An 18,958-nucleotide genomic window follows, 5' to 3' on the forward strand; every position below is an offset into this window, starting at 1 on the left:
TTGCCCGCGAAGACGGCTGCACATGCACCATCGATGCAAACTGACCCACCGCTTTCGCGAGCAAGCCCGCTCCCACACTGGATCTTCAGAGGGCAAAAAACTTGTGTTCGGCACAGCTCCGGGTCAGTTGGCATGGGGCAAGCTGGCGACCTTGTAGTCGAGGTGTCTACAAGTGCCAGCCAGCCCTTTCGGTTTGGGGCGAGTTGTTAACGTGGATCGGCGATATCCAGCGCCCGATTCGCCAGCAGCTCACTCACCTCAATCACTTGCTGGATACCCATCGCAATATGCCGGCGAGAACCCTCAAGATCGAATGCCAAGTCGCTGATCATGGCGTTGGCCGAGGCCAGGTTTTCGCTGAGGTTGGCGAGCAGGCTTTCAGTATCGATGTCATCGACGACAGTGAAGAGCTGAGCCGCTGGCCGGTCTTTCTTGGGTTTGGCCTGTTCCGGCTTCAAGTAATAATCGAGCGCCCGCTCGGTGGCTTCGTGGAATTTTTCCGGATCGAGGCTTGAGTAGGAAGAGGTGGGGTCTGATTCCGGTGGATTGGGTGTGGCTTTGAACATGATGACGCTCCTATGGGGAATGGGAGCCGCCAAGACCTGCCGCTAAACAGAATGGTGGCGACTGCACGCAGGTTAGCGAACCGGACATAGGCACCCGGTAGACCCGAAGGTCTCCTACATACAGCCGCCATGACGTAATTGCGGTTAGATCCCGCAATGAAGCATGGTTGCTTATGTGCCTATGGTTCGGGTCGCTAAACCCGACCGCTGATTCGTCAGCGACCAGGTAACGATAGAGTTCGACCCCAAAGCGCACAAGCGGGCGGATTCTGGCTTAGTTGTAGGCAAAGGCGCAAGGCGACGTAGCCTCAGGACTAACGCTCCTTGTTACTGCGTATTTGTCTGTAAGACTCGATGCCTGCTGTTAAAGGGAGCGGGGTGTTAACACCCATGTCGTGGACCCAACCTGAGGGAGCAAAGCTTGCTCGCGATGACGGCGGCAAATCCAGCGGTGATGCCAACTGATCCACCGCTATCGCGAGCAAGCTCGCTCCCACAGGAAAATGGCGGTGAACATGGAGTTCGCATCCAACCCAGAAACCAATGAGGGTGAGCTGGATTTCGTCGTGATCAGGGAAGGCATAAAAAGCGATGCGAGGATGGTTTCCAGGCCATCCCCGCATCTTTCACGCACGCGATGCTTCAGGCATTGCCAAAAACCACGTCGCTACCCAGCAGATCGACGCCCACCAACGTAATGGTTGTTATTTGCCCGCCAGACTCGGCGACCGTCACGATGCTGTCTGCGCCAGCGTTATCGATCGATTGGACAACGGCGCTCTGATCGCCATTGAGCACCAGGGTGTCCCGCAGGTTTTGGCTCACATCAAAGCCCGTGACCTGGTACTGGTTCTCGGTGAATGTCAGGTCGACGTTGAAGGCGTCTCGCTCGCCGCCCGTGCCCACCAACGTGTAGTCGAACAGCGCATCGGCTGTGTTGTTGGCGAACAGGTTGGCGTCGAACGCACTGGTCGCGGTATCGCCGTCCTTGTCCGTCAGCGTTGCGTTGAACGACAGTTGCACATCGCTGGCCAGGTTCTCGGTTTCCTGGATGAACTGGATGACCGGAATCTTGATTGCGCCTCGGCCCATCGTGAGCTGGACGGCATCGATCATCGCCGTGCCCTCGCGTTCGACCTCGAAGGACACTTGGCCCCCAGCCTCGGGCGTCAGGGTGTTGACCTCGGTGAGGTTGGAGAACGTGCCGTCTTCGTAGTAGATCCGGAAGTACAGGTCTTCAGTCGCGGTGTTGTAGCCTGCCACCGAGTTGTCGATGAAGATTTTCATGCCTGTTACCAGGCTCTCCGGGTTGATGACGAAGCTTTCGTCGGCAGCGCCGATTGCCACCAGGTTGTCCCCTTGCAGCAGGTTGTTGCCGACCCCGATACCGGACGTGCTGACGTTCATGGCTGTCGGATCGATGTAGGAAGGCAGGGGCGTGGTTTGCAGCGTGGCCTCGGTAGGGTCGGGGGCGCCGAGTCCGATGCCGGCGAGGATATCCGTGGTTGAGGCGAGTGCCTTCGCGGAGAAAAACACGACTTCTTCGGACGCCGAAGGGATGGCCGGATTGTTGGTCTCAGGGATCAACAAGGTACGCACCGGATCAGGGCCGCCGGCATCGAGGGAACCGTCGGCACTGCTGCGCACAATGGTAGAGCTGAAGCCTTGCACCAGATCCAAGGCATAGCTGCCATTGGCATAGGCGGTCAGCGTGTAGTCGACGCTGGTATCGGCGGTGGTGGCGTTGTTGTCGAAGTCACCGGTCAACGTCCCGGCGAAATGGTACGCGCCATTGACGTCCGGCGAGGGTGCCTGCTCGACGAGCGTGCCGGTCCCGGTCGTGGTCGTGTCGTCGGGCCTGACCAGGGTGAACTGGCCATTGACCAACGAGATATCCAGGCCGGTCGCACCCAGCCCATCGGCTCCGACCGATTTATCCCAGAATCCATATTGCGCCAGGACGCTGCCGGTACCGATCAGGTTGCCGAACGCGACGGCAGGGCCGTCATCCTCGAACACCAGGTTCTGGCCGATGTTGAGCGTCGCCTGGAGGCTGTCGCCGTCCTTGTCGGTCTTGGTCGCGATCAGCGTGATCAGGTTGTCCGCCAGGCTCTTGGCATCATCGGGATTGGTAGCGTCGGGATGTACCAGCGCCCGGATCTGGTCGAGGGTGACATCGCCATTGGTGGCGACGCTGACGGTGAACACCAGCAGATTGGTGGTGGCCGTGCGACCTTCTACCGTTGTGCCGTTGGACGAGAGGTTGACGGCCTCGCCGGTGGCTGTGTCGATGAGCCCGGACGCGCCGCCCACCACGCCGAGGCTGTAGGTCAGCGTGCCGGCATCATCGGCGCCGTAGGCGGAGACGAAGTTGGCGGCGAAGTTTTGCATGGCGTTGGTCGCCAATACCGTCTCGTCCACCGTCAGCGTTGGCTCGGCGCCGGTAGTGCTGATGCTCGGCCCGTCATCCTCGAACACCAGGTTCTGCCCGATGTTAAGTACCGCCTGGGCGCTGTCACCGTCCTTGTCGATCATGGTCGCGGTCAGCGTGACCAGGTTGTCCGAGGTCAGGCTCTTGGCGTCGTCGGGGTTGGTGGTGTCGGGGTGCACCACGGCCCGGATCTGGTCGAGGGTGACATCGCCATTGGTGGCCACGCTGACGGTGAACACCAGCAGGTTGGTGGTGGCGGTGCGACCCTCCACGACCGCGCCGTTGAGTGACAGGTTGACCACTTCGCCCGTGGCGGTGTCGGTGAGCCCGGAAGCGCCGGCCACCACGCCGAGGGCGTAGGTCAGCGTGCCGGCACCGTCGGCGCCATAGGCGGAGGTGAAGTTGGCGGCGAAGTTCTGCGTGGCGTTGGTGCCCAGTAGCGTTTCGTCCACGGTCAGGGCTGGCTCGATGCCGGTGGTGCTGATACTCGGTCCGTCATCTTCGAACACCAGGTTCTGGCCGATGTTGAGTGTCGCCTGGACGCTGTCACCGTCCCTGTCGGTCTTGGTCGCGGTGAGCGTGACCAGATCGTCCGAGGTCAGGCTCTTGGCGTCGTCGGGGTTGGTGGTGTCGGGGTGTACCACGGCGCGGATCTGATCAAGCGTGACATCGCCATTGGCCGCCACGCTGACGGTGAACACCAGGAGATTGGTGGTGGCCGTGCGACCTTCTACCGTTGTGCCATTGAGTGACAGGTTGACCACTTCACCCGTGGCCGTGTCAGTCAGCCCGGAGGCGCCGGCCACGACGCCGAGAGCGTAAGTCTGCGTACCAGCACCGTCGGCGCCGTAGGCGGAGACGAAATTGGCGGCGAAGTTCTGCGTGGCGTTGGTGCCCAGTAGCGTCTCGTCTACCGTCAGGGTTGGCTCGGTGCCGGTGGTGCTGATGCTCGGCCCGTCGTCTTCGAAGATCATCTGGGAGCCGATCTCGGTCTTGGCAACGGACGCCTGGACCAGGGTGAAGCCGCCGATGTCAAAGTCGGCGTGGTTGGTGCCCTTGGCGTCGAGGGCCGCGCCGTTCTCGATGAGCACGCGGTTGTGATCTGCCGTGGTGGTGTATTCGATCTGGTAACCGGCCTTGACGCCGGTAATGGTGGCGACGCCGGAGGCGAAGCTGATGACGATGCCCGCATCATTGGCGGAGCCGTCGGAGTTCTCGATGACCGCCCCGGTGCTGATGTTGATGACCCGGACATTGCTGATCGCAACCGAGGTGTCACCGGCATAGCCGTTGATGAAACTCACCCCGGATTCAGCCGCGGTGCTGAACGCGCTGATTTTTACCACGGCGGTCTTGCCGGCCTGCAACTGCACGACATCGAAGTTGGCCATCTTCGTATTGAAGACGTCGGTAAAGTCGATGTTGGATTCCACGTCCGCTTCGGTCTGGTCCAGGTTGGGAATGGTCACATCCTGCCTGGCACCGGTGACGAAGGTGAAACGGATGCCTTCCTGTTCCACGATCATCTGGTTATTGGTACCGAAAGTCGTCGGCCCACCGGCCTGGCTGGTGTTGATCGTGTCACCCGTGGTGATATTGGCGCCGCTGGATTGGTCGGCCGGGTTTTTGCCGGTGGCGATGATGGTGGGTTCGGTGATCCGCAGGACACCGTCGACCAGCTCCGTCGTCGGGTTCGCCGTGGTGAACATCAGGAAAAGGTTCTGGCCGGAGGGCGCGTTGGCGAGGCTGAACTCCAGGTCCTGGCTCGCGCCGACGAAGACTTTGTCCAGCAGGTTGACGGCATCGTCGGGGTTGGTATTGACGGGTTGCTGGAGCGGTTCGTAGAGCACGGTCCAGATCTTGCCGCCGGTGGCGGTTTCTTCTATGTACGCGGCGAAGACGATTGCTCCGGCAGGCCCGCCGGCCCGGCCGAGGACGATATTGTCGTTGGTGTCCGTGTACAGAAGGATACTGGTGCCATTGAGCGTATCCAGGCCGCTGTCCACACCGTCGAGCGGCACACCGGTGCTGTCGACGAAGCTGATATTGGTAATGCTTGCGCCAGGCGCGGCATTGATCGTGAACGCATCGCTGCCGGTGTCGCCCACGGCGCCGGTATAGCCGCTCAAGGCTGTTCCCGTCGCGGTCCCTGTGCCAAGGGCGGTCAGGCGATTGGCGAAGGTCACGGGGAGGGCTGTCGCCAGAATGTCGTTGTCATCCGCGTCTGTCGCAGGGCTCGGCGTGGCGGTGCCGTTCTGCAAATTGGCGGTTTCATCCAGCGTTACGTTGACGCCGGTTGCCACGACCCCCAGGCCGGTGCTGGCGGTTGCAGTGAATAGCGAGGCCGGATCGCTCAGCAGCGCTGAGTCTTGCTCGCGAATAGTCATGACTTTCTCCAGAGCATGCGGTCATCGAGGCCTGACCGTTGACCTTATGAGCGCAACTATGGGGAAGCCTGGAGTGATTGCGTATCGGCTGATACTCCCAGGCGGGGTGGGAGTTTCGGCCTATGCCACCGGCAACGGCAGGGAGGCGGCGAGGCAGATTCGCGCAAAACCCCGACAGTCCCAGCAAGCCTGCGAAAGCCCGGCATTCGCCGTTGCGAGAAAGTGAAGCCGTCGATAACGACAGCGCCCACGGGCGCCGGGCTGGCGAATGCCTCGCCTGCCCGCTCACGCAGGAGAGCGATCATGACCGATATCCAACACAGCATTCCCCACGAAGTCGAAGGCAAGGTTGCACTGGTCACTGGCGCCGCCAGTGGCATCGGCAAGGCCATCGCGTTGTTGCTGCATGCCCGCGGCGCCAAGGTGGTCGCGGAAGACATCAACCCCGCCGTCCATGAGTTGGCCCGTCCCGGGCTGGTACCGCTGGAGGCCGACATCACCGAGGATGGCGCTGCCGAGCGCGCCGTTGGCCTGGCGGTCGAGCAGTTCGGTCGGTTGGACATCCTGGTCAACAACGCCGGGATCATCATCAATAAACTGGTGATCGACATGACGCGCCAGGACTGGGAGCGCATCCAGGCAGTCAACGCCACCGCGGCCTTCCTGCATTCACGTGAAGCGGTCAAGGCGATGATGCCCAACAAGTCGGGGGCCATCGTCAACATTGCCTCCTACGCGTCCTATTTTGCCTTCCCGACCATTGCTGCCTACACCGCCTCCAAGGGCGCCCTGGCGCAACTGACGCGGACCCTGGCGCTGGAAGCCATCGAGCATGGTATTCGCGTCAATGCCGTCGGGGTTGGCGATGTGGTCACCAACATCCTCAATGACGTGGTCGAGGACGGCCCGGCGTTCCTTGCCCAGCACGGCGAAGCCGCGCCTATCGGTCGAGCCGCACAGCCGGAAGAAATTGCCGAGGTGGTTGCCTTCCTGGCGTCGGACCGTGCCAGCTTTATCGTTGGTTCGGTGGTCATGGCGGACGGTGGCATGACGGTCACCGCTGGCTGAGTCAAGAAAAACGGCGCCTACCCCATGAAGGGTAAGCGCCGTTTTTTTGCCTGCGGCCTCGAGCGTTTGTTCAGAGTTGCACCCGACGAAGTCTGCCACTTAACGGTGCCACGCCTTCATCTGACGTAGGCAGTGGCCGCCCGACCAGCCCCATGCCTTCGCTGACCAGTACCGCGTCGGGTAACAGGCACAGGTTGGATGGGGTATCGAGGTCGCGGGCGAGCACGGTGACCTGGGCTGTTTGCAAGTCGCAGCTCAGCAGCCGCCCACTGAACCGGGTAAAGCCGCCATGCAGGGGTTCGCCGTTCCAGTCGGGGGGTAGCGGTTGTTGCAGGCACTCGCAGAGTTCCAGCACCAGCAGCTGGCCGTTGGGACGCAGCGCCAGCCCGGTGGGCAGTTGCAGGCCGCGAATCAGGATGTCGATCCTGGCACTGGCGGGCCAGACCCGGATCACCTGGCCCGCCTTCTCGGCAAAGTCGATGCCCTTGCGGCTCGGGTCGCCGTGCAGTTCGCCCGAGAACAGGCTGATCAGCACGGCGTCTGTCGCCGGTTCGTACACCAGGGTCACGGGAACGGCTTCCTGGCCTTGATCCAGTTCGGGCAGTTGGACCAGCACGCGCTCTTCCTGGCCTGTGACGAACTCCACCAACTGATTGGTATCGGGCTTGACGGCCAGCCAACTGCCGCGGGTCGGGTGGTAGCACAGCGCATTCAGGTTGCCACGGCTATGAAAGACCGGTTCGGGCGGTGTGAATTGCAGGTCCAGCAGTTTGGAACCGGCGACGTAATCGGTCTGGCTGACCAGGCAGCGTCCGTCACCGCAGGCGATGTCCGATACCCCCATGATTTCATCACGCAGCATGCGCGCCTGCATGTTCATGGCGCGAAACCCTTGCGCCAGGGTTTCGCGGGGCAGGTAGGCGCCGGGCCGCTGCGGATCCGGTCGCAGTCGACTGATACGGCCGCTGAAGGGTTGGTCGGGCAATCCCGAACCTGCTTCGGTGAGCAGCAGGCTGCCGTCGGCTTGCAGGCAGAGGCCGCGAGGGTTCAGCAGGTCCTCGGCGACAAAGGTGCTGGGGCGCAGGCTTTCCCCGGGGTGTGCGGGGATCTGAAGGGGAACGGGCATAGGCTCTCTCCGTGAATGAGCAGGGGATACGGTCATTGCGGCGGTTGCCACGGTTCACCGGTGAGATAGGCCCGCAGCAACGCCCGTTGGCAGGGTGACATCGAGCGCACCACCGGCATGAACAACGTGGTGCCTTTGTAGGCGTCCGAGGTGCGGGCGAGGATAGGGTTCTTGGCGCCCTTGATTGCATCGGGCTGATTCAGCGGGATATAGCGCGACATGGCGGGGAACGCCAGGTAGTGAAAGCGCAGCACGTTGGGGTACATCAGCGGCCAGGTGATCGTGGTGCCCTGGGGAATGCCGAAGTCGGTCTGGGCGTACTTGCGAAAGTTGGTGAAGTAAGCGCTGCTGTCGAGGCCGTTGGCCGTGCAGGTCAGGGCGACGAAGCCGGCCTGGGCGGCGCTGCCCGGTTTGACGGTGACGGGGAAGCTGGCTGAAAGCTGGCCGGCGCTGACCGTCAGCGAGTCAGGGTAGTCGAGGAAGTCCCAGTACTGCGGTTCTTTGTACGTGGGAGGATCCGCTGCCGGGATTGCCTTCAGGCCGATTTCGGTGGGGCTGGGGACCGCCCCACCCAGGTACCTGACCTGCAAGGTGATCGACAGACCGTTGGGGTAGTCCTCCAAGTAGACGTTGCGCTGGTCGGCATAGATCCGATAGGTCGACTCAGTGGCTTGCAACGTGGTTCCGGCGACCTTGCCCGGTGCGTTGATCGCCAAGGCAGAGGTGCGTACTGCCTGTAGCTGGTCGGCGGTCAGGGGCAGGTCGACGATGCCGCCATACACGTAGTAGTCGAATAAAAAGCGGCTGGTCGGCTCCAGGGTCGTCAGGGTGGTGGAGCCGGCGCTGATGGTCACGGTCCCGTAATCGGCGTTGGGGCCGATCGGGCTGGTGATGTCGTCCCTGACGGTCCGGAAGGTTTCCTTCGGAATGACGTTCACCATGTCGATGCTCAGGTAACCGGTGTCGCCCAGGTCGGCATAGCCGGCATTCCCGGTACTCTGGTTGACCAGTTGCCGGCCCGGCTGGCAGTTCAGCGGCTCGTCGGCGAAGGCCGGGGCCAGTGTGCCGATGACCCGGCCGATGCTCGGGTTGGGCGTGTACTTGCCGGCGGCGTAGTCGGCGTCCAGTTGTTCGGTGGTCATCGTCGGGCACATTTCGAACATGACGAAACGCAGGACGATGCCCGTCGCCCCGGGTGCCTGGATGATCGAGCGCAGGCCGCTGCTGTTCTGGTTCCAACTGACAATGCTGCTCAAGGGAAAGGTCAGTTGAAAGGTGCCGCTGGCGTGGAAAGAGCCCGGCGCGTCCATTTTTTTCGGCAGCAGCACACGTCCCGCCACGTCGAAACTGCTGCACACGGTGTTGCTGCGGATCAGCAGTTGGATGTTGTCGTTGCCACCGATTTGCAGGCCGCCGACGAAGATTTGGGTGGTCGTCGAGGCGGTGGGGTCCAGGTCCACCATCATCGGGCCGGAAACAGGCCCCTGGCCGGTCACCGGGTCCACCGAGCCGAGCAAATAGACGGCCTGGCCCACCAGGTCGCCGGTGGTGTTGATGCTGCCGGGGATGCCCTGGGAGCTGATCAGGGCGTTCTGCATATCGACGACATGCTGCCCGTAGTGATTCCAGCCACCGGCGGTGTAGTAGTCGCCGGAGGGGGCATTGATCATGTTGTTCAACTGGTCGTCGGAGTAGGTCTCGGCGCCCGGTGCCAGGATCGAGGTAGTCAGGTCGAAGAGTGGCCAGTCATCGTTGCCATCGTAAGGAATGGTCGGGGAGTTGTTCGGCAGGCTGACGTCGGTGCGGATGCCGCCCCAGAAGTTCAGCCGTGGTCCGTTCAGGATGCTCATGAGTTATTCCTCGTCCTTGATGTTTTTGCCGACAGGTGAATTGGCGAATTTGAACAGGTAGGAGTAGTCGGATTTGTAGGGACTCTTGACCGGTGTCGCCATGGAGTGGCAGTTCATGCAACTGCTGTTGGGCTGGATGTAGCTTTCCATGGTCACGTTGGCCGAAAGGGCGGGCGTTGGTTGGCCCAGTGGGTTGCTGGGGTTGTCCGGCATCAGCGGGCGCTGGGTGGTGATGAGTTGGTAGTACTTCAACACGCTGCGTTGCAGGTCCGGGTCGCTGCGGTAACGGGCGTTGACCTCGTTAGTGATTTCGGCGATCGGCGTGAACCGATTCAACGGGTTAGGGGTCTGGAACGTGGTACCGGGTTTGGGCACGCAGACCAGGTGTGCGCCCTGGGTCTGCCAATCGCAGGGCGACTGGTTGAGGGTGGCTGCCGGCGCGCTGGGGTTGAAGTAGGAATAGGCCGTGCCGGCTGCCGGCTGGTCGACCCAGACACCGTTCACCAGTGCTTTGGGCGCAACGTTGTCGATCTGCTCGAAAGTCGACCAGATCCACTGCGGATAGCCGTTCACCTTGGTGATGACGTGCAGGCCCACCAGCCCCAGGTAGGCCTCGGTGACGCCGGTGCGCTGGCCTTGGTCGTCGAACGTGGCCACGCGCGCGAGCATGGTCAGGTAGCGACTGGCGTTGTCATTCGTGGTGAGGATGCGCCAACTCGATTTGACCTCGATGACTCCATAGGGAAAGTTGATGTTGTTGGCTCTGGAAACCACATCGGCGTTATAGAACTGGTTGGCGACGATGTAGTTGTAGGAGGTCTCGTTGGCCGAGATGTCGTAGTAGGTCGGATTGCCGGCCTGGTCGATCAGCCAGCCGCCGACGGCCTGGTCGACGGCATTCACCTGGGAGCTGTTCTTCAGGGCGGCGATGTTGATGATGCCCAGGCTCTTGGCAAGCTGTGGGGTGTTCCAGGGCCCTGGATCGGCCCCCAGTGGCAGGAAGGTTTCTTCCACGGTCTTGTAGGTCTGCCAGACCGTGTAGCCGGGGTCCCCCGGCTGTTTGCTGCAGTCGGGATCACCGCGTTGGCCCGCCTGGGCGGGCCAGTTCATGGCGATGAACAACTGCCAGCTGTATTGATCGAACAGATCCTGGCTGGCGTTGGCTGCCGGCGCGGTGCTGGGGGGCTGGCAATTCAGGCTGGTGGCCTGCGCCTGTCGCAAGGCTTGCTCCTGGGATTGCTCCAAGGCCTGGGCTGGAAGGTTGGCCAAGCCCAGTAGTACCAGGGTGAAACGGAGTGGAGTGTTCATGGCGATCCTTCGTCATTGGTCAGGGTTTGCGCTGCATGAGCTTGTTCCACTGCGCCTTTTGCCCGTTGCCCTGTGAAGCCGGTGGCTCGAACAGTTGGCACGGCGGTGGATTCGCCGGGCACATCGCGGCCACCTGCGCCCAGGTCTGGGCCGGGTCCGGTTTGGCGATGCGGAAGTTGGTGTAGTTCTGGCTGACGATAGGGGCATTGGCGACGCTGGTGTCACCGGAGAAAAAGAACGACTGGGGCGGCCGGTAGGGCGGTTGTCCCGACATCTTTTTGTAGAAGGCATAGCCGAACAGGATCGGCCCCTGCGGCGATTGTAGGTCCAGCGCGTAGGCCTGCACGCTGGCATCGAGGTTTTGGCTGCGCTCGGCGCTGTAGGGCAGGTGCTGGATGAAGTCTTGCCGCGGCGGATGATTCATCGGCGAAAACATGCAGCAGGCGGGCATGTCCTTGGGGCGATCCTGCGGGTAGGTCAGGAAGTAGGCCTTGTTGCCCAGGGACACGAAGGAGCAGGTGTAGTTGTTGTTCTTGATCGGGAAGATCGGCAGGCAGTACTTCTCATAGTGCTCCATCATCGCACCGAAACCGTCGCCATCGGCCGGGATATAGGCCGTGTCGTAGTAGCTGGTCCCTCGGGAGACGGTGTAGTCCGCCGGGGTCAGGGTGGAGGGCGGATTGCTGTAGGGCGGCGGGTTTTTTTCGTAGTTGTGCATCACCCGGTACATGGTCCAGTCGCTGATCCAGAATGCCGGGAAAAACGGATCGGAAGGCTCGCCTGGGAGGCGTTTGGCGATGCAGTTGCCGTTCTGTTCGTTGCAGCCCTCGGTGTTGTGCACGCCCATGGTGAAGTACACGGCACCGCTGTCCTGGGCGAACAGAGGCGGGCTGAACAGCAGGATCAACAGCAATAACCGGTTCAAGATACTGGTTTTCATAGGTCATTCCTTTGAAAAGTACCGAGTGACACTGGGTGCGAGCCTGTGGGAGCAAAGCTTGCTCGCGATGAACGATAACGCGGTCATTCGAAAGACCGAGGTGCCTTCATCGCGAGCAAGCTCAGCTCCCACACAAGCTCGCTCCCACAGTGCTTTATCCTCCTTGGGTGAACAGCGTTACGGTCAGAGGTTGTCGTAATCGCTCATCTTGAGTTGTTGTGGCGGATAGTTGCGCTTCACCAGTTTCTTGGCCCACAGCTCCAATACCGCGCGGCGGCTCTGGGACATGTCACGGGTGATAGGCATCGAGAGCGTGCTTTCCTCCTGGTAGGGCTTGCTGATCAGCACAATCAACTGGTCGATGGCGCCTTCGACGCGCGCCTGGGAGTTGAGCGGCATGTACTTGTTCATGATGGGGTACAGGTAATAGAAGGTCTGCAGGATGCGTGGGTAGAGGAAACCCTCCCACAGCTGCGTCGCGGCGTTCTGATCCTTGTAGACGGTGTTCCAGTAGTTGATGAAGTCCTGTTGCAGCTGCAGGTCCAAGGGCAGGACACGGAGCGGCGTGAGGAAGTCGATGTAGGCCTGGGGCAGGGGAAAGCTGAAGGGAATGACCGGATCGCTGTCGCCGTCCTTGACGAAAAAACGCAAGGTCGGGAAGCCCGGGGCGACAGCCCTGAAGCTCACCTGGGCGATGCCGTTGGCGTCGGTAGTGGTGGTGACATAAGAGTAATCCACCGGAGTGGCGTGGACGTCGTCGATCAGGGTTCCGGTGGCGTAGACGCCGGCATCGAATGCCAGGCAAGGGTGCAAGTCGATCGTGACCGGTTTGCCGTCGCCCTGCAGGAATTGCTGATAACCGATCGGGTCTCCACTGGGCAGATCCGTATTCTGCAGCGCGGTCAGTCGGCGGCCGCTGCCTTTGGCCAGATAGTTTTGTACGGGCGGTGCGTTATTGAAATTCGGCAGATTGGCCTTGTTCTGGTTGGGGTGGTCTGGGTGGTCGAAGAACAGCGTGAAATTGGCCGCGTTGCTGGAGGCCAGGTAGTAGTCGCTGGTGGTCACCATGTAGGGGTTGCCATATTCCGCCACCCACAGCGTGGTATTGGCGGCCGGCTGACCATTTTTCTGCACCATGATGGTCAGCGTCTTATGGTCACCCACGTCAATGAAACTGCCGCTCTCCACCACTTCGGCGGTCCAGGTTTGCTGGGTGGCGGCGATCACCGGTGTCGGGGCGGCCGTGGCCTTGAGTCGCAGCTCCAGTGGATGACCGGACTGTAGTTTCGTCAGGTCGTCGCCGCTGAGGGGGAAGTCCTGCAGGCCGGAGCGTTTGTCGAAGGCTGCCTGGTTATACCGGTCGAAACCGAAGTCCACGACCGGCGTGAATTGATCACCTTCGCGTACACCCAGTTGATAGTCGCCGGCCTGGAATTTTTCGGCGGTCAGGATGGGGGCATTGGGCTCTACCGGATAGAACGGGAACGTGTTGGCCAGATCCAGCGACAGGGTGTTGCCGGTAATCTGCACCGAAGTCACGCCCAGTGTGGCGTTTTGGGGAGTCCCACTTGGTTGAACAACCGATACGGCCTGCGCGGGCACCAGGCGCCGGCCGGCAGGGGCGGTGGGGTATTCATCGGCGAACCAGAGGCCCAGGGTCGCGGCGGTGCGGCTGTAGGCGGGGTTGAAGAAAATGCCGGAGACGTTGTCCAGACCCTTCTGATACATCGCTTGTAGACGATCCGTGTCCGAGGGGGCATTGGAACGGGTGTTGACGTACGGGAAGTCGTTGAAAACACCGTTCCTGTCGTAGCAGGTCAGGTAGGTGGAGAACCTGAACATCAGGCCCTTTGCCCCTTGCAACTTCATCTGCTGCTGGAGGTTACTCAGCAGCGCCGAATCGCCGATGACCCATTCCAGGTTCTCCTGGGGAAAGCAGGACTGCCAGGTGGTGGTGACATACACCAGGCCATGGAAGGTGCTGGCCCAATTGAAATTCAGGAATCGATCCATCATCCGATGCTGGCGATTGAGGGTCAGGCCACACGTGGCATCCCCCAGCATCAGCTTGTCGAAATACAACGCGGTGAAGGTGTTCTGCCACGGACTGACGTCCACGAAACGCGCGGCTGTCGGGGCGTTGCTGCCAAAAGGATTGCCGAGCAATTGGTAGTCCCGGCCAACCAGCGCATCCTCGGTGATGTAGGTGTCGGCCTGCAGCTCGCCGCCAATGATCGTTGAGCGAGTACCTTTGTAGCTCACCGTGCCGCAGGCATTGTCGCCAAACAGATCCCATTCGGCGGGCATGTACGGGTAGTTATCCGGGTTGGCATTGGTCGGTACCTGCAGCATATAGGCCGGCAGCTCTGCCATTGTCAGGGGCTTGATGGCCCAGGGCATCAACTGGGTGGGGGCGTTCTTGGCGTTGATGTCGAAGTGGCTCATGAACGGCCAGTTGATGTCAGCGTTGACCGCGTCATACAGCGGATACACGTCGTTGTTGTTGGCCGTTGGTGGGTTCCAGAACATATGGCCGTTGAGGTAGATACGGGGGAAATTCAATACGCTCATGTCATGCTCCTTAGCGTTGCCACTGGGCGCGTTTCAGCGACCAGACAAAGTCCAGTTTTTTGTAGCCATCGAAGTCTGAGGCTGGCAGCGGGGCTGTCGGGTAAACAATGCCGCCCCCTTGGTTCAGGGCGAAATTGAAGTAGCCGTCGTCGTTCGAGTAAGCGGCAGTGCTGTGGCAGGCCAGGCAGGACGAGGTGTTCTGGAACGCCGACTCCAGTTGCGAGTTGGCCAGTACCTGGGTGATGGGTTGGAACTCGACCCCGATCAATTCGTACTTCGACAGGTTCCGGTTATTGGCCTGGAAGCTGGCATTCACCGGCTTGGCGGCCGGAGTCGGCCCCGTGGTGTTGGTCATCGGCGCAGGCGGGGCGGCATTGGTGACGGTGTATTTGCTGTTGTTGATGTTTTCGAAGGTGGTCCAGACCCAGTCGGCATTCAGTTTGTTGACCACATGCAGACCGCTCAAAGCCACATAGCCGACCTGGTAAGTACCGTCGTCCTGCTGGTAGTAGGCCTGGGCAATGTAGTAGCCGTCGTTCACCAGGGTTTGTCGGTAGGTCGTGTCTGTGCCGATCCACAGCCATGCGGCTTTCAACTCCCAGGCGGTGGGGGGGAACTTCAGGTCGTTGGCCAGGGCGGCCTGGCCATTCACGTTGTAGACCTGCTTCTGCACGATGTAATCGAACGTGTCCTTGCCCATCAGTAGCTGAAAGCGTACGGGGTTGCCCTGTTGGGTGTCGGGCACGGCACCGCCCATTTGCAGGATCAGGCCATCGACCTGCTGGGTGGCATTGATGTTATGGAAGGATCGGGACAGGTCCATGCCTTGTGCCTTGGCTTGCGTCACCACCGCGGCCGGGAGCGGCGCGGAGCTGTCATAGGCGCCCGGTGGAGCGCCGTTGGGCAGGTAGACCTGGTCCGAGGGCTTCATCATCTCCCACACCAGATTGCTGCTTTGCGCGGTGCTGGGTTGGTTCAAGCAGACGAACCAGTTCCAGGCCATGGTCTCGGGACTCTGGGCAAACGCGGTCCGAGTCTGGTTGATGTCGGCTCCAAACTGCAGGAAGTTGCTGCAGTCGAAGTTGTTGGTGTTCTGTGCCTGTGCCAAACCGGCCAGGGCACTGAGAACGGTTATGGAAATGGCTCGCCGCATGGAAGCTCCTTGGCATTCGCCGTATCGGCATGAGGGCGCCCCTGGAAGTGTTCCAGGAGCAGTTGCTTCACCGCCGTGGCCGCAAGGTGCTGTGGCAACGACAGATCACAATTGGTGATGAGCAGCGGGCCGGTCTTCTCGCTCGCGGGCAGCCGGCCGTGGCTGCCGCGGACCAGGCGGGTGTCCAGCGGAATCAGGTCCATGTAGTAGCGAAAGCCGAGCTTTTTCTGGAGCAGGCGACGCGCCACTTTCAATTTCGGGAAGCGAATGGCCGGGTCGATGAACAGCTCGAGTGGGTCGTAGCCTGGCTTGCGATGGATGTCCACGGTGCGGGCAAAGTCGGGAGCCTTGCGCTCGTCGAACCAGTAGTAGTAATCGAACCAGTAACCGGCGGCGGCCACGGCCACCAGCTCGCCGCTGCGGGGATGATCCAGTTGCCAGGCCTGTTGTTCGGTTTTATCCAGTACCTGCTCGATGCCGGCCTGGCGTTGCAACAGCGCCTTGACGCGTGGGATGTCGCGCGCTTGCTTCACGTAGATGTGCGCGACCTGATGATCGGCCACGGCAAACGCTGCACTGGCACCGGGATCAAGCAATTCCCAGGTCAGCGATTGGCGTACCTGCAACAAGCCCTCGGCACGTAACAACCGGTTGATGGAAACGGATTGGGTGACGGCTTCGATCCCGTATTCGGACAGCAGCATCACCGCCGCGCCTTGCGCTTGGGCAAAGTCCAGCAGACGCCCGACTTCACTGTCGATGGCGCGTACCTCGTCGGCAATCGACGGATGATCGGGCCCCAGGCGTTGCAGGCTGTAGTCGAGGTGGGGCAAGTAGATCAATTGCAGGTCGGGGCGGTTGAGCTGGAATTCGGCGATGGCGCAATCGACGATCCAGCGGCTCGAGGCGATGCCGGCCGCAGGTCCCCAGAAGCTCGGAAAAGGAAACTCGCCAATCTGCTGTTCGATACGCTCATGCAACGAGGCCGGCGCCGAATACAGGCCGAACATCTTGCGACCATCAGCCGGGTAATGCGGCCGTGGGGTAATGGCGGCGTCCACGTCGGCATACATGTTGTACCACCAGAACAACTGGCTGCAGCGAAACCCGGGGTACTGACGCTTGAGTGTCTGCCAGACCTTTTCTCCCTGGATCAGTGCATTGGGTTGCAGCCAGAAACGCACTTCGGCCTGATCGCGAAAATACCAGCCGTTGCCGACGATGCCATGCGCCGACGGTGGCTGTCCGGTGAGGATCGAGGCCTGCACGGTTGAGGTGACCGCCGGGAACACCGGTTGCAGCGTGGCCATCTTGGCCGTTTTCAACAGGGCATTGACGCGGGGCGTCGCGGCACCCAGCAGCGCGGGCGTCAGGCCGACCACGTTGATCAGCAGCAGCGGCTGGCGCGCAGGATCAGAGCGCATGGGCATGGGCCTCCAGCGCTTGAGGTTGCAGCAAGCGGCGCTGCTGCAACTGATCCTCGACCCAATGCAACTCCGCCGCGATGCCCTGGAGTTGGGCGTGCTCGGTCGTGGGGCGTAGCTGACTGGGCAGGACGCCCCAGCTGTAGGTTTCCACTTCCAGTACGGGGCGAAAATCCCCATGGTCGGCCAAAAAATCGAACGTCTGCGACAGGGCAAGCTGGCTGCCGCTGAGTTCGGGCAGCAGCAGGTGCTCGCTGAACAGCGGAATGTGGAAGTGAATCCTCAGTTCGGGATGAGAGGCGCGGTTCTGCTCATAATCATCCAGGGCCGCGGGGAGGTCGGCCCAGGCCGATAACCGGTCCTGCCCAGCGCGGGCCTTCACTTGATGCAGGTAGGTGGGTTCGGCAAAACCGCTCAATGTCTTGAGCACCTGTTCGCGCCGGTGCTCGTCCTCAGGCAGGCGACAAATCAGTGCATTGGATAACTGGATCTTGCCGATGGGGACCCGGGCCTGACGCAATCGGTCCAGTGATTGATAGCAGTCTTCGAACATCACGGCCTGGTGGCAAACGTCAAAGCACAGCGCCAGGTGTTCATGGTGCGGGTCCGTGGCTTGCCAGTGGCGGAAGAAGGCGATGGCCTGGTCGGTGTTTTCCAGCACGCAATCGGGCTCCATCTCCAGGCAGACCACGATCTTCTTGCCCGTCTCCCGTTGCAACCGGGCCAGCCCGGCGGTGAGCTCGCGCAGTTGTTGCTCGGCACGTTGCTGTAGCGTCGGGCTCCAGTGGGCGGCATAGCCCAGCGGCACGCTGGAGATCACCCCCTGGGCACAGTCCGCGGGCAGGGCCTGGGCAAGAAGCCGAGCCAGGTCCAGGCTGTACGCCAGCCGCTGCGGATCGGCCCAGCTGGGCAGGTAGACGTCGGCTTTCACCGCGCCTTGGTGAAATTGGCCGTAGGGAAACCCATTGAGTGAGGTCAGGCGTAGCCCGCTGCGTTGCAGCAGGTCGAGGAAATCCGCACGGGTCGGCGCGTGTTGGAGTTCGGCGGCGGCGAGGGCGCTGATCCACAATCCACTGTCCTGCGTGTCGAGCCCGCGCAGTGTGCGTACGGTCTGGAAATGCCGTTCGATGGATGCGCGCAGCCCGCCCAGGTCATGGGTCGGGTGAACGTTGCTGCAATAGCCGATCTGCCTGGCCGTCCAACCCGTGCGGGCACTCATTTGATCACCGGTTCCTGGCCGCGCAGGGCGGAGTTGTCCTGCCACTGCCGTCGCTGATCGATGGGCAGGGGCGTGCTGACCAGGGCTTTGTCCAACTGGCCGCTCTGGGCAAAAAAGTCCACCGGGTTGTGGAACAGTACTTGTTCGACCTGGGCTTCACTGAAGCCGGCAGCCAGCATTGCCTGGCCGGTCTTGGGCACCTTGAGCGGGTCGCTGATGCCCCAGTCGGCGGCGCTGTTGACCACCATTTTTTCCGTGCCGTACTGCTGCAGCAGCGCGACCATGCGCTGTTCCGACATCTTGGTGTTGGGGTAGATGGAGTGGCCGCGCCAGCAGTCGCTGTCCAGCACCAGGGGCAGGGTCAGTTCGTTGAGGTGGTCAATGATCACCAGGTGTTCGGCGATGCCGACCTCGCGGATGACGGCGAGCGTGCGTTTGGTGCCACCAATCTTGTCGCGGTGCGGGGTGTGCACCAGCACCGGCAGATTGAATTGCTTGGCCAGCTCCAATTGCGCGGCGAGAAAGCGATCCTCTTCCGGGGTGATGTCGTCGTAACCGATTTCACCCACCGCCACCACGCCGTCTTTCACCAGGTAGCGCGGCAGAATCTCCAGCACCTCGTTGGCCACCGACAGATCATTGGCCTCCTTGGGGTTCAGGCCAATGGTGCAGAAGTGATGGATGCCAAACATGCTGGCGCGAAAACGCTCCCAGCCCAACAACGTGTCGAAGTAGTCGATGAAGCTGCCAACGCTGGTCCTGGCCTGGCCTTGCCAGAAAGCCGGCTCGATCACCCCGGTGATGCCGGCGGCCGCCATGTTCTGGTAATCATCGGTGGTGCGGCTGACCATGTGGATATGCGGGTCAAAGTACTTGAGCATGGTGAATCCTCGTCAAAAAAAGCGGGGGACGGTG

At 61.4% G+C, this 18,958-nt stretch carries 12 protein-coding genes; 1 reads left to right on the forward strand and 11 read right to left on the reverse strand.

Translation table 11 applies throughout. The features are described from left to right. Positions 1-206: 206 nt before the first annotated feature. Positions 207-566, reverse strand: coding sequence for a DUF6124 family protein (locus HU749_RS13730; protein WP_079301831.1), 360 nt, complete (start codon positions 564-566; stop codon positions 207-209). 642 nt (positions 567-1,208) lie between these two features. Next, a complete protein-coding gene (locus HU749_RS13735) occupies positions 1,209-5,384 on the reverse strand; it encodes a DUF5801 repeats-in-toxin domain-containing protein (RefSeq protein WP_079301832.1) in 4,176 nt (1,391 codons plus the stop codon). A gap of 303 nt (positions 5,385-5,687) precedes the next feature. Between HU749_RS13735 and HU749_RS13740 the strand changes: the two genes are divergently transcribed. Continuing rightward, positions 5,688-6,452 carry an SDR family NAD(P)-dependent oxidoreductase gene (locus HU749_RS13740; RefSeq protein WP_046062195.1) on the forward strand — a complete coding sequence of 255 codons (765 nt, stop codon included), beginning with the start codon at positions 5,688-5,690 and terminating at the stop codon, positions 6,450-6,452. 70 nt (positions 6,453-6,522) lie between these two features. Here the strand turns inward: HU749_RS13740 and HU749_RS13745 are convergent, their stop codons facing one another. The 9 genes from HU749_RS13745 to HU749_RS13785 all read right to left on the reverse strand — a co-directional run bounded on the left by HU749_RS13745 (position 6,523) and on the right by HU749_RS13785 (position 18,924). Beyond that, on the reverse strand, positions 6,523-7,578 hold the full coding sequence (locus tag HU749_RS13745) for a hypothetical protein (RefSeq protein ID WP_095962893.1): 1,056 nt from the start codon (positions 7,576-7,578) through the stop codon (positions 6,523-6,525). Positions 7,579-7,610: 32 nt separating this feature from the next. Beyond that, on the reverse strand, positions 7,611-9,428 hold the full coding sequence (locus HU749_RS13750; protein ID WP_079301834.1) for a hypothetical protein: 1,818 nt from the start codon (positions 9,426-9,428) through the stop codon (positions 7,611-7,613). Between the two features lie 3 nt (positions 9,429-9,431). Then, complete coding sequence (locus tag HU749_RS13755; RefSeq protein ID WP_186650806.1) at positions 9,432-10,736, reverse strand: hypothetical protein; 1,305 nt, start codon at positions 10,734-10,736, stop codon at positions 9,432-9,434. A gap of 19 nt (positions 10,737-10,755) precedes the next feature. Continuing rightward, on the reverse strand, positions 10,756-11,676 hold the full coding sequence (locus HU749_RS13760) for a hypothetical protein (RefSeq protein WP_053187788.1): 921 nt from the start codon (positions 11,674-11,676) through the stop codon (positions 10,756-10,758). Positions 11,677-11,859: 183 nt separating this feature from the next. Continuing rightward, positions 11,860-14,247 (reverse strand): hypothetical protein, encoded by a 2,388-nt coding sequence (locus tag HU749_RS13765; protein WP_186650804.1) that lies wholly within the window; start codon positions 14,245-14,247, stop codon positions 11,860-11,862. A gap of 10 nt (positions 14,248-14,257) precedes the next feature. Further along, the gene (locus HU749_RS13770) at positions 14,258-15,400 is read right to left on the reverse strand and encodes a hypothetical protein (protein ID WP_186650802.1); all 1,143 of its coding nucleotides are present in this window, start codon (positions 15,398-15,400) and stop codon (positions 14,258-14,260) included. Then, a complete protein-coding gene (locus HU749_RS13775; RefSeq protein ID WP_186650799.1) occupies positions 15,379-16,824 on the reverse strand; it encodes an alkaline phosphatase family protein in 1,446 nt (481 codons plus the stop codon). The genes HU749_RS13770 and HU749_RS13775 overlap by 22 nt, the downstream gene beginning before the upstream one ends. After that, positions 16,814-18,043 (reverse strand): metabolite traffic protein EboE, encoded by a 1,230-nt coding sequence (gene eboE, locus HU749_RS13780; protein WP_095962888.1) that lies wholly within the window; start codon positions 18,041-18,043, stop codon positions 16,814-16,816. The genes HU749_RS13775 and eboE overlap by 11 nt, the downstream gene beginning before the upstream one ends. Continuing rightward, positions 18,040-18,924: a TatD family hydrolase gene (locus tag HU749_RS13785; protein ID WP_018603866.1), complete on the reverse strand. Its 885-nt coding sequence runs from the start codon at positions 18,922-18,924 to the stop codon at positions 18,040-18,042. Before HU749_RS13785 ends, eboE begins: the two co-directional genes overlap by 4 nt. Positions 18,925-18,958: the final 34 nt, after the last annotated feature.

The organism is Pseudomonas ogarae (genome assembly GCF_014268695.2).
Taxonomy (GTDB): domain Bacteria; phylum Pseudomonadota; class Gammaproteobacteria; order Pseudomonadales; family Pseudomonadaceae; genus Aquipseudomonas; species Aquipseudomonas kilonensis.

Bases quoted from the DNA above. Each gene is read 5' to 3' on its own strand.
- HU749_RS13730 (WP_079301831.1), bottom strand. From the start codon at position 566: ATGTTCAAAGCCACACCCAATCCACCGGAATCAGACCCCACCTCTTCC.
- HU749_RS13735 (WP_079301832.1), bottom strand. From the start codon at position 5,384: ATGACTATTCGCGAGCAAGACTCAGCGCTGCTGAGCGATCCGGCCTCG.
- HU749_RS13740 (WP_046062195.1), top strand. From the start codon at position 5,688: ATGACCGATATCCAACACAGCATTCCCCACGAAGTCGAAGGCAAGGTT.
- HU749_RS13745 (WP_095962893.1), bottom strand. From the start codon at position 7,578: ATGCCCGTTCCCCTTCAGATCCCCGCACACCCCGGGGAAAGCCTGCGC.
- HU749_RS13750 (WP_079301834.1), bottom strand. From the start codon at position 9,428: ATGAGCATCCTGAACGGACCACGGCTGAACTTCTGGGGCGGCATCCGC.
- HU749_RS13755 (WP_186650806.1), bottom strand. From the start codon at position 10,736: ATGAACACTCCACTCCGTTTCACCCTGGTACTACTGGGCTTGGCCAAC.
- HU749_RS13760 (WP_053187788.1), bottom strand. From the start codon at position 11,676: ATGAAAACCAGTATCTTGAACCGGTTATTGCTGTTGATCCTGCTGTTC.
- HU749_RS13765 (WP_186650804.1), bottom strand. From the start codon at position 14,247: ATGAGCGTATTGAATTTCCCCCGTATCTACCTCAACGGCCATATGTTC.
- HU749_RS13770 (WP_186650802.1), bottom strand. From the start codon at position 15,400: ATGCGGCGAGCCATTTCCATAACCGTTCTCAGTGCCCTGGCCGGTTTG.
- HU749_RS13775 (WP_186650799.1), bottom strand. From the start codon at position 16,824: ATGCGCTCTGATCCTGCGCGCCAGCCGCTGCTGCTGATCAACGTGGTC.
- eboE (WP_095962888.1), bottom strand. From the start codon at position 18,043: ATGAGTGCCCGCACGGGTTGGACGGCCAGGCAGATCGGCTATTGCAGC.
- HU749_RS13785 (WP_018603866.1), bottom strand. From the start codon at position 18,924: ATGCTCAAGTACTTTGACCCGCATATCCACATGGTCAGCCGCACCACC.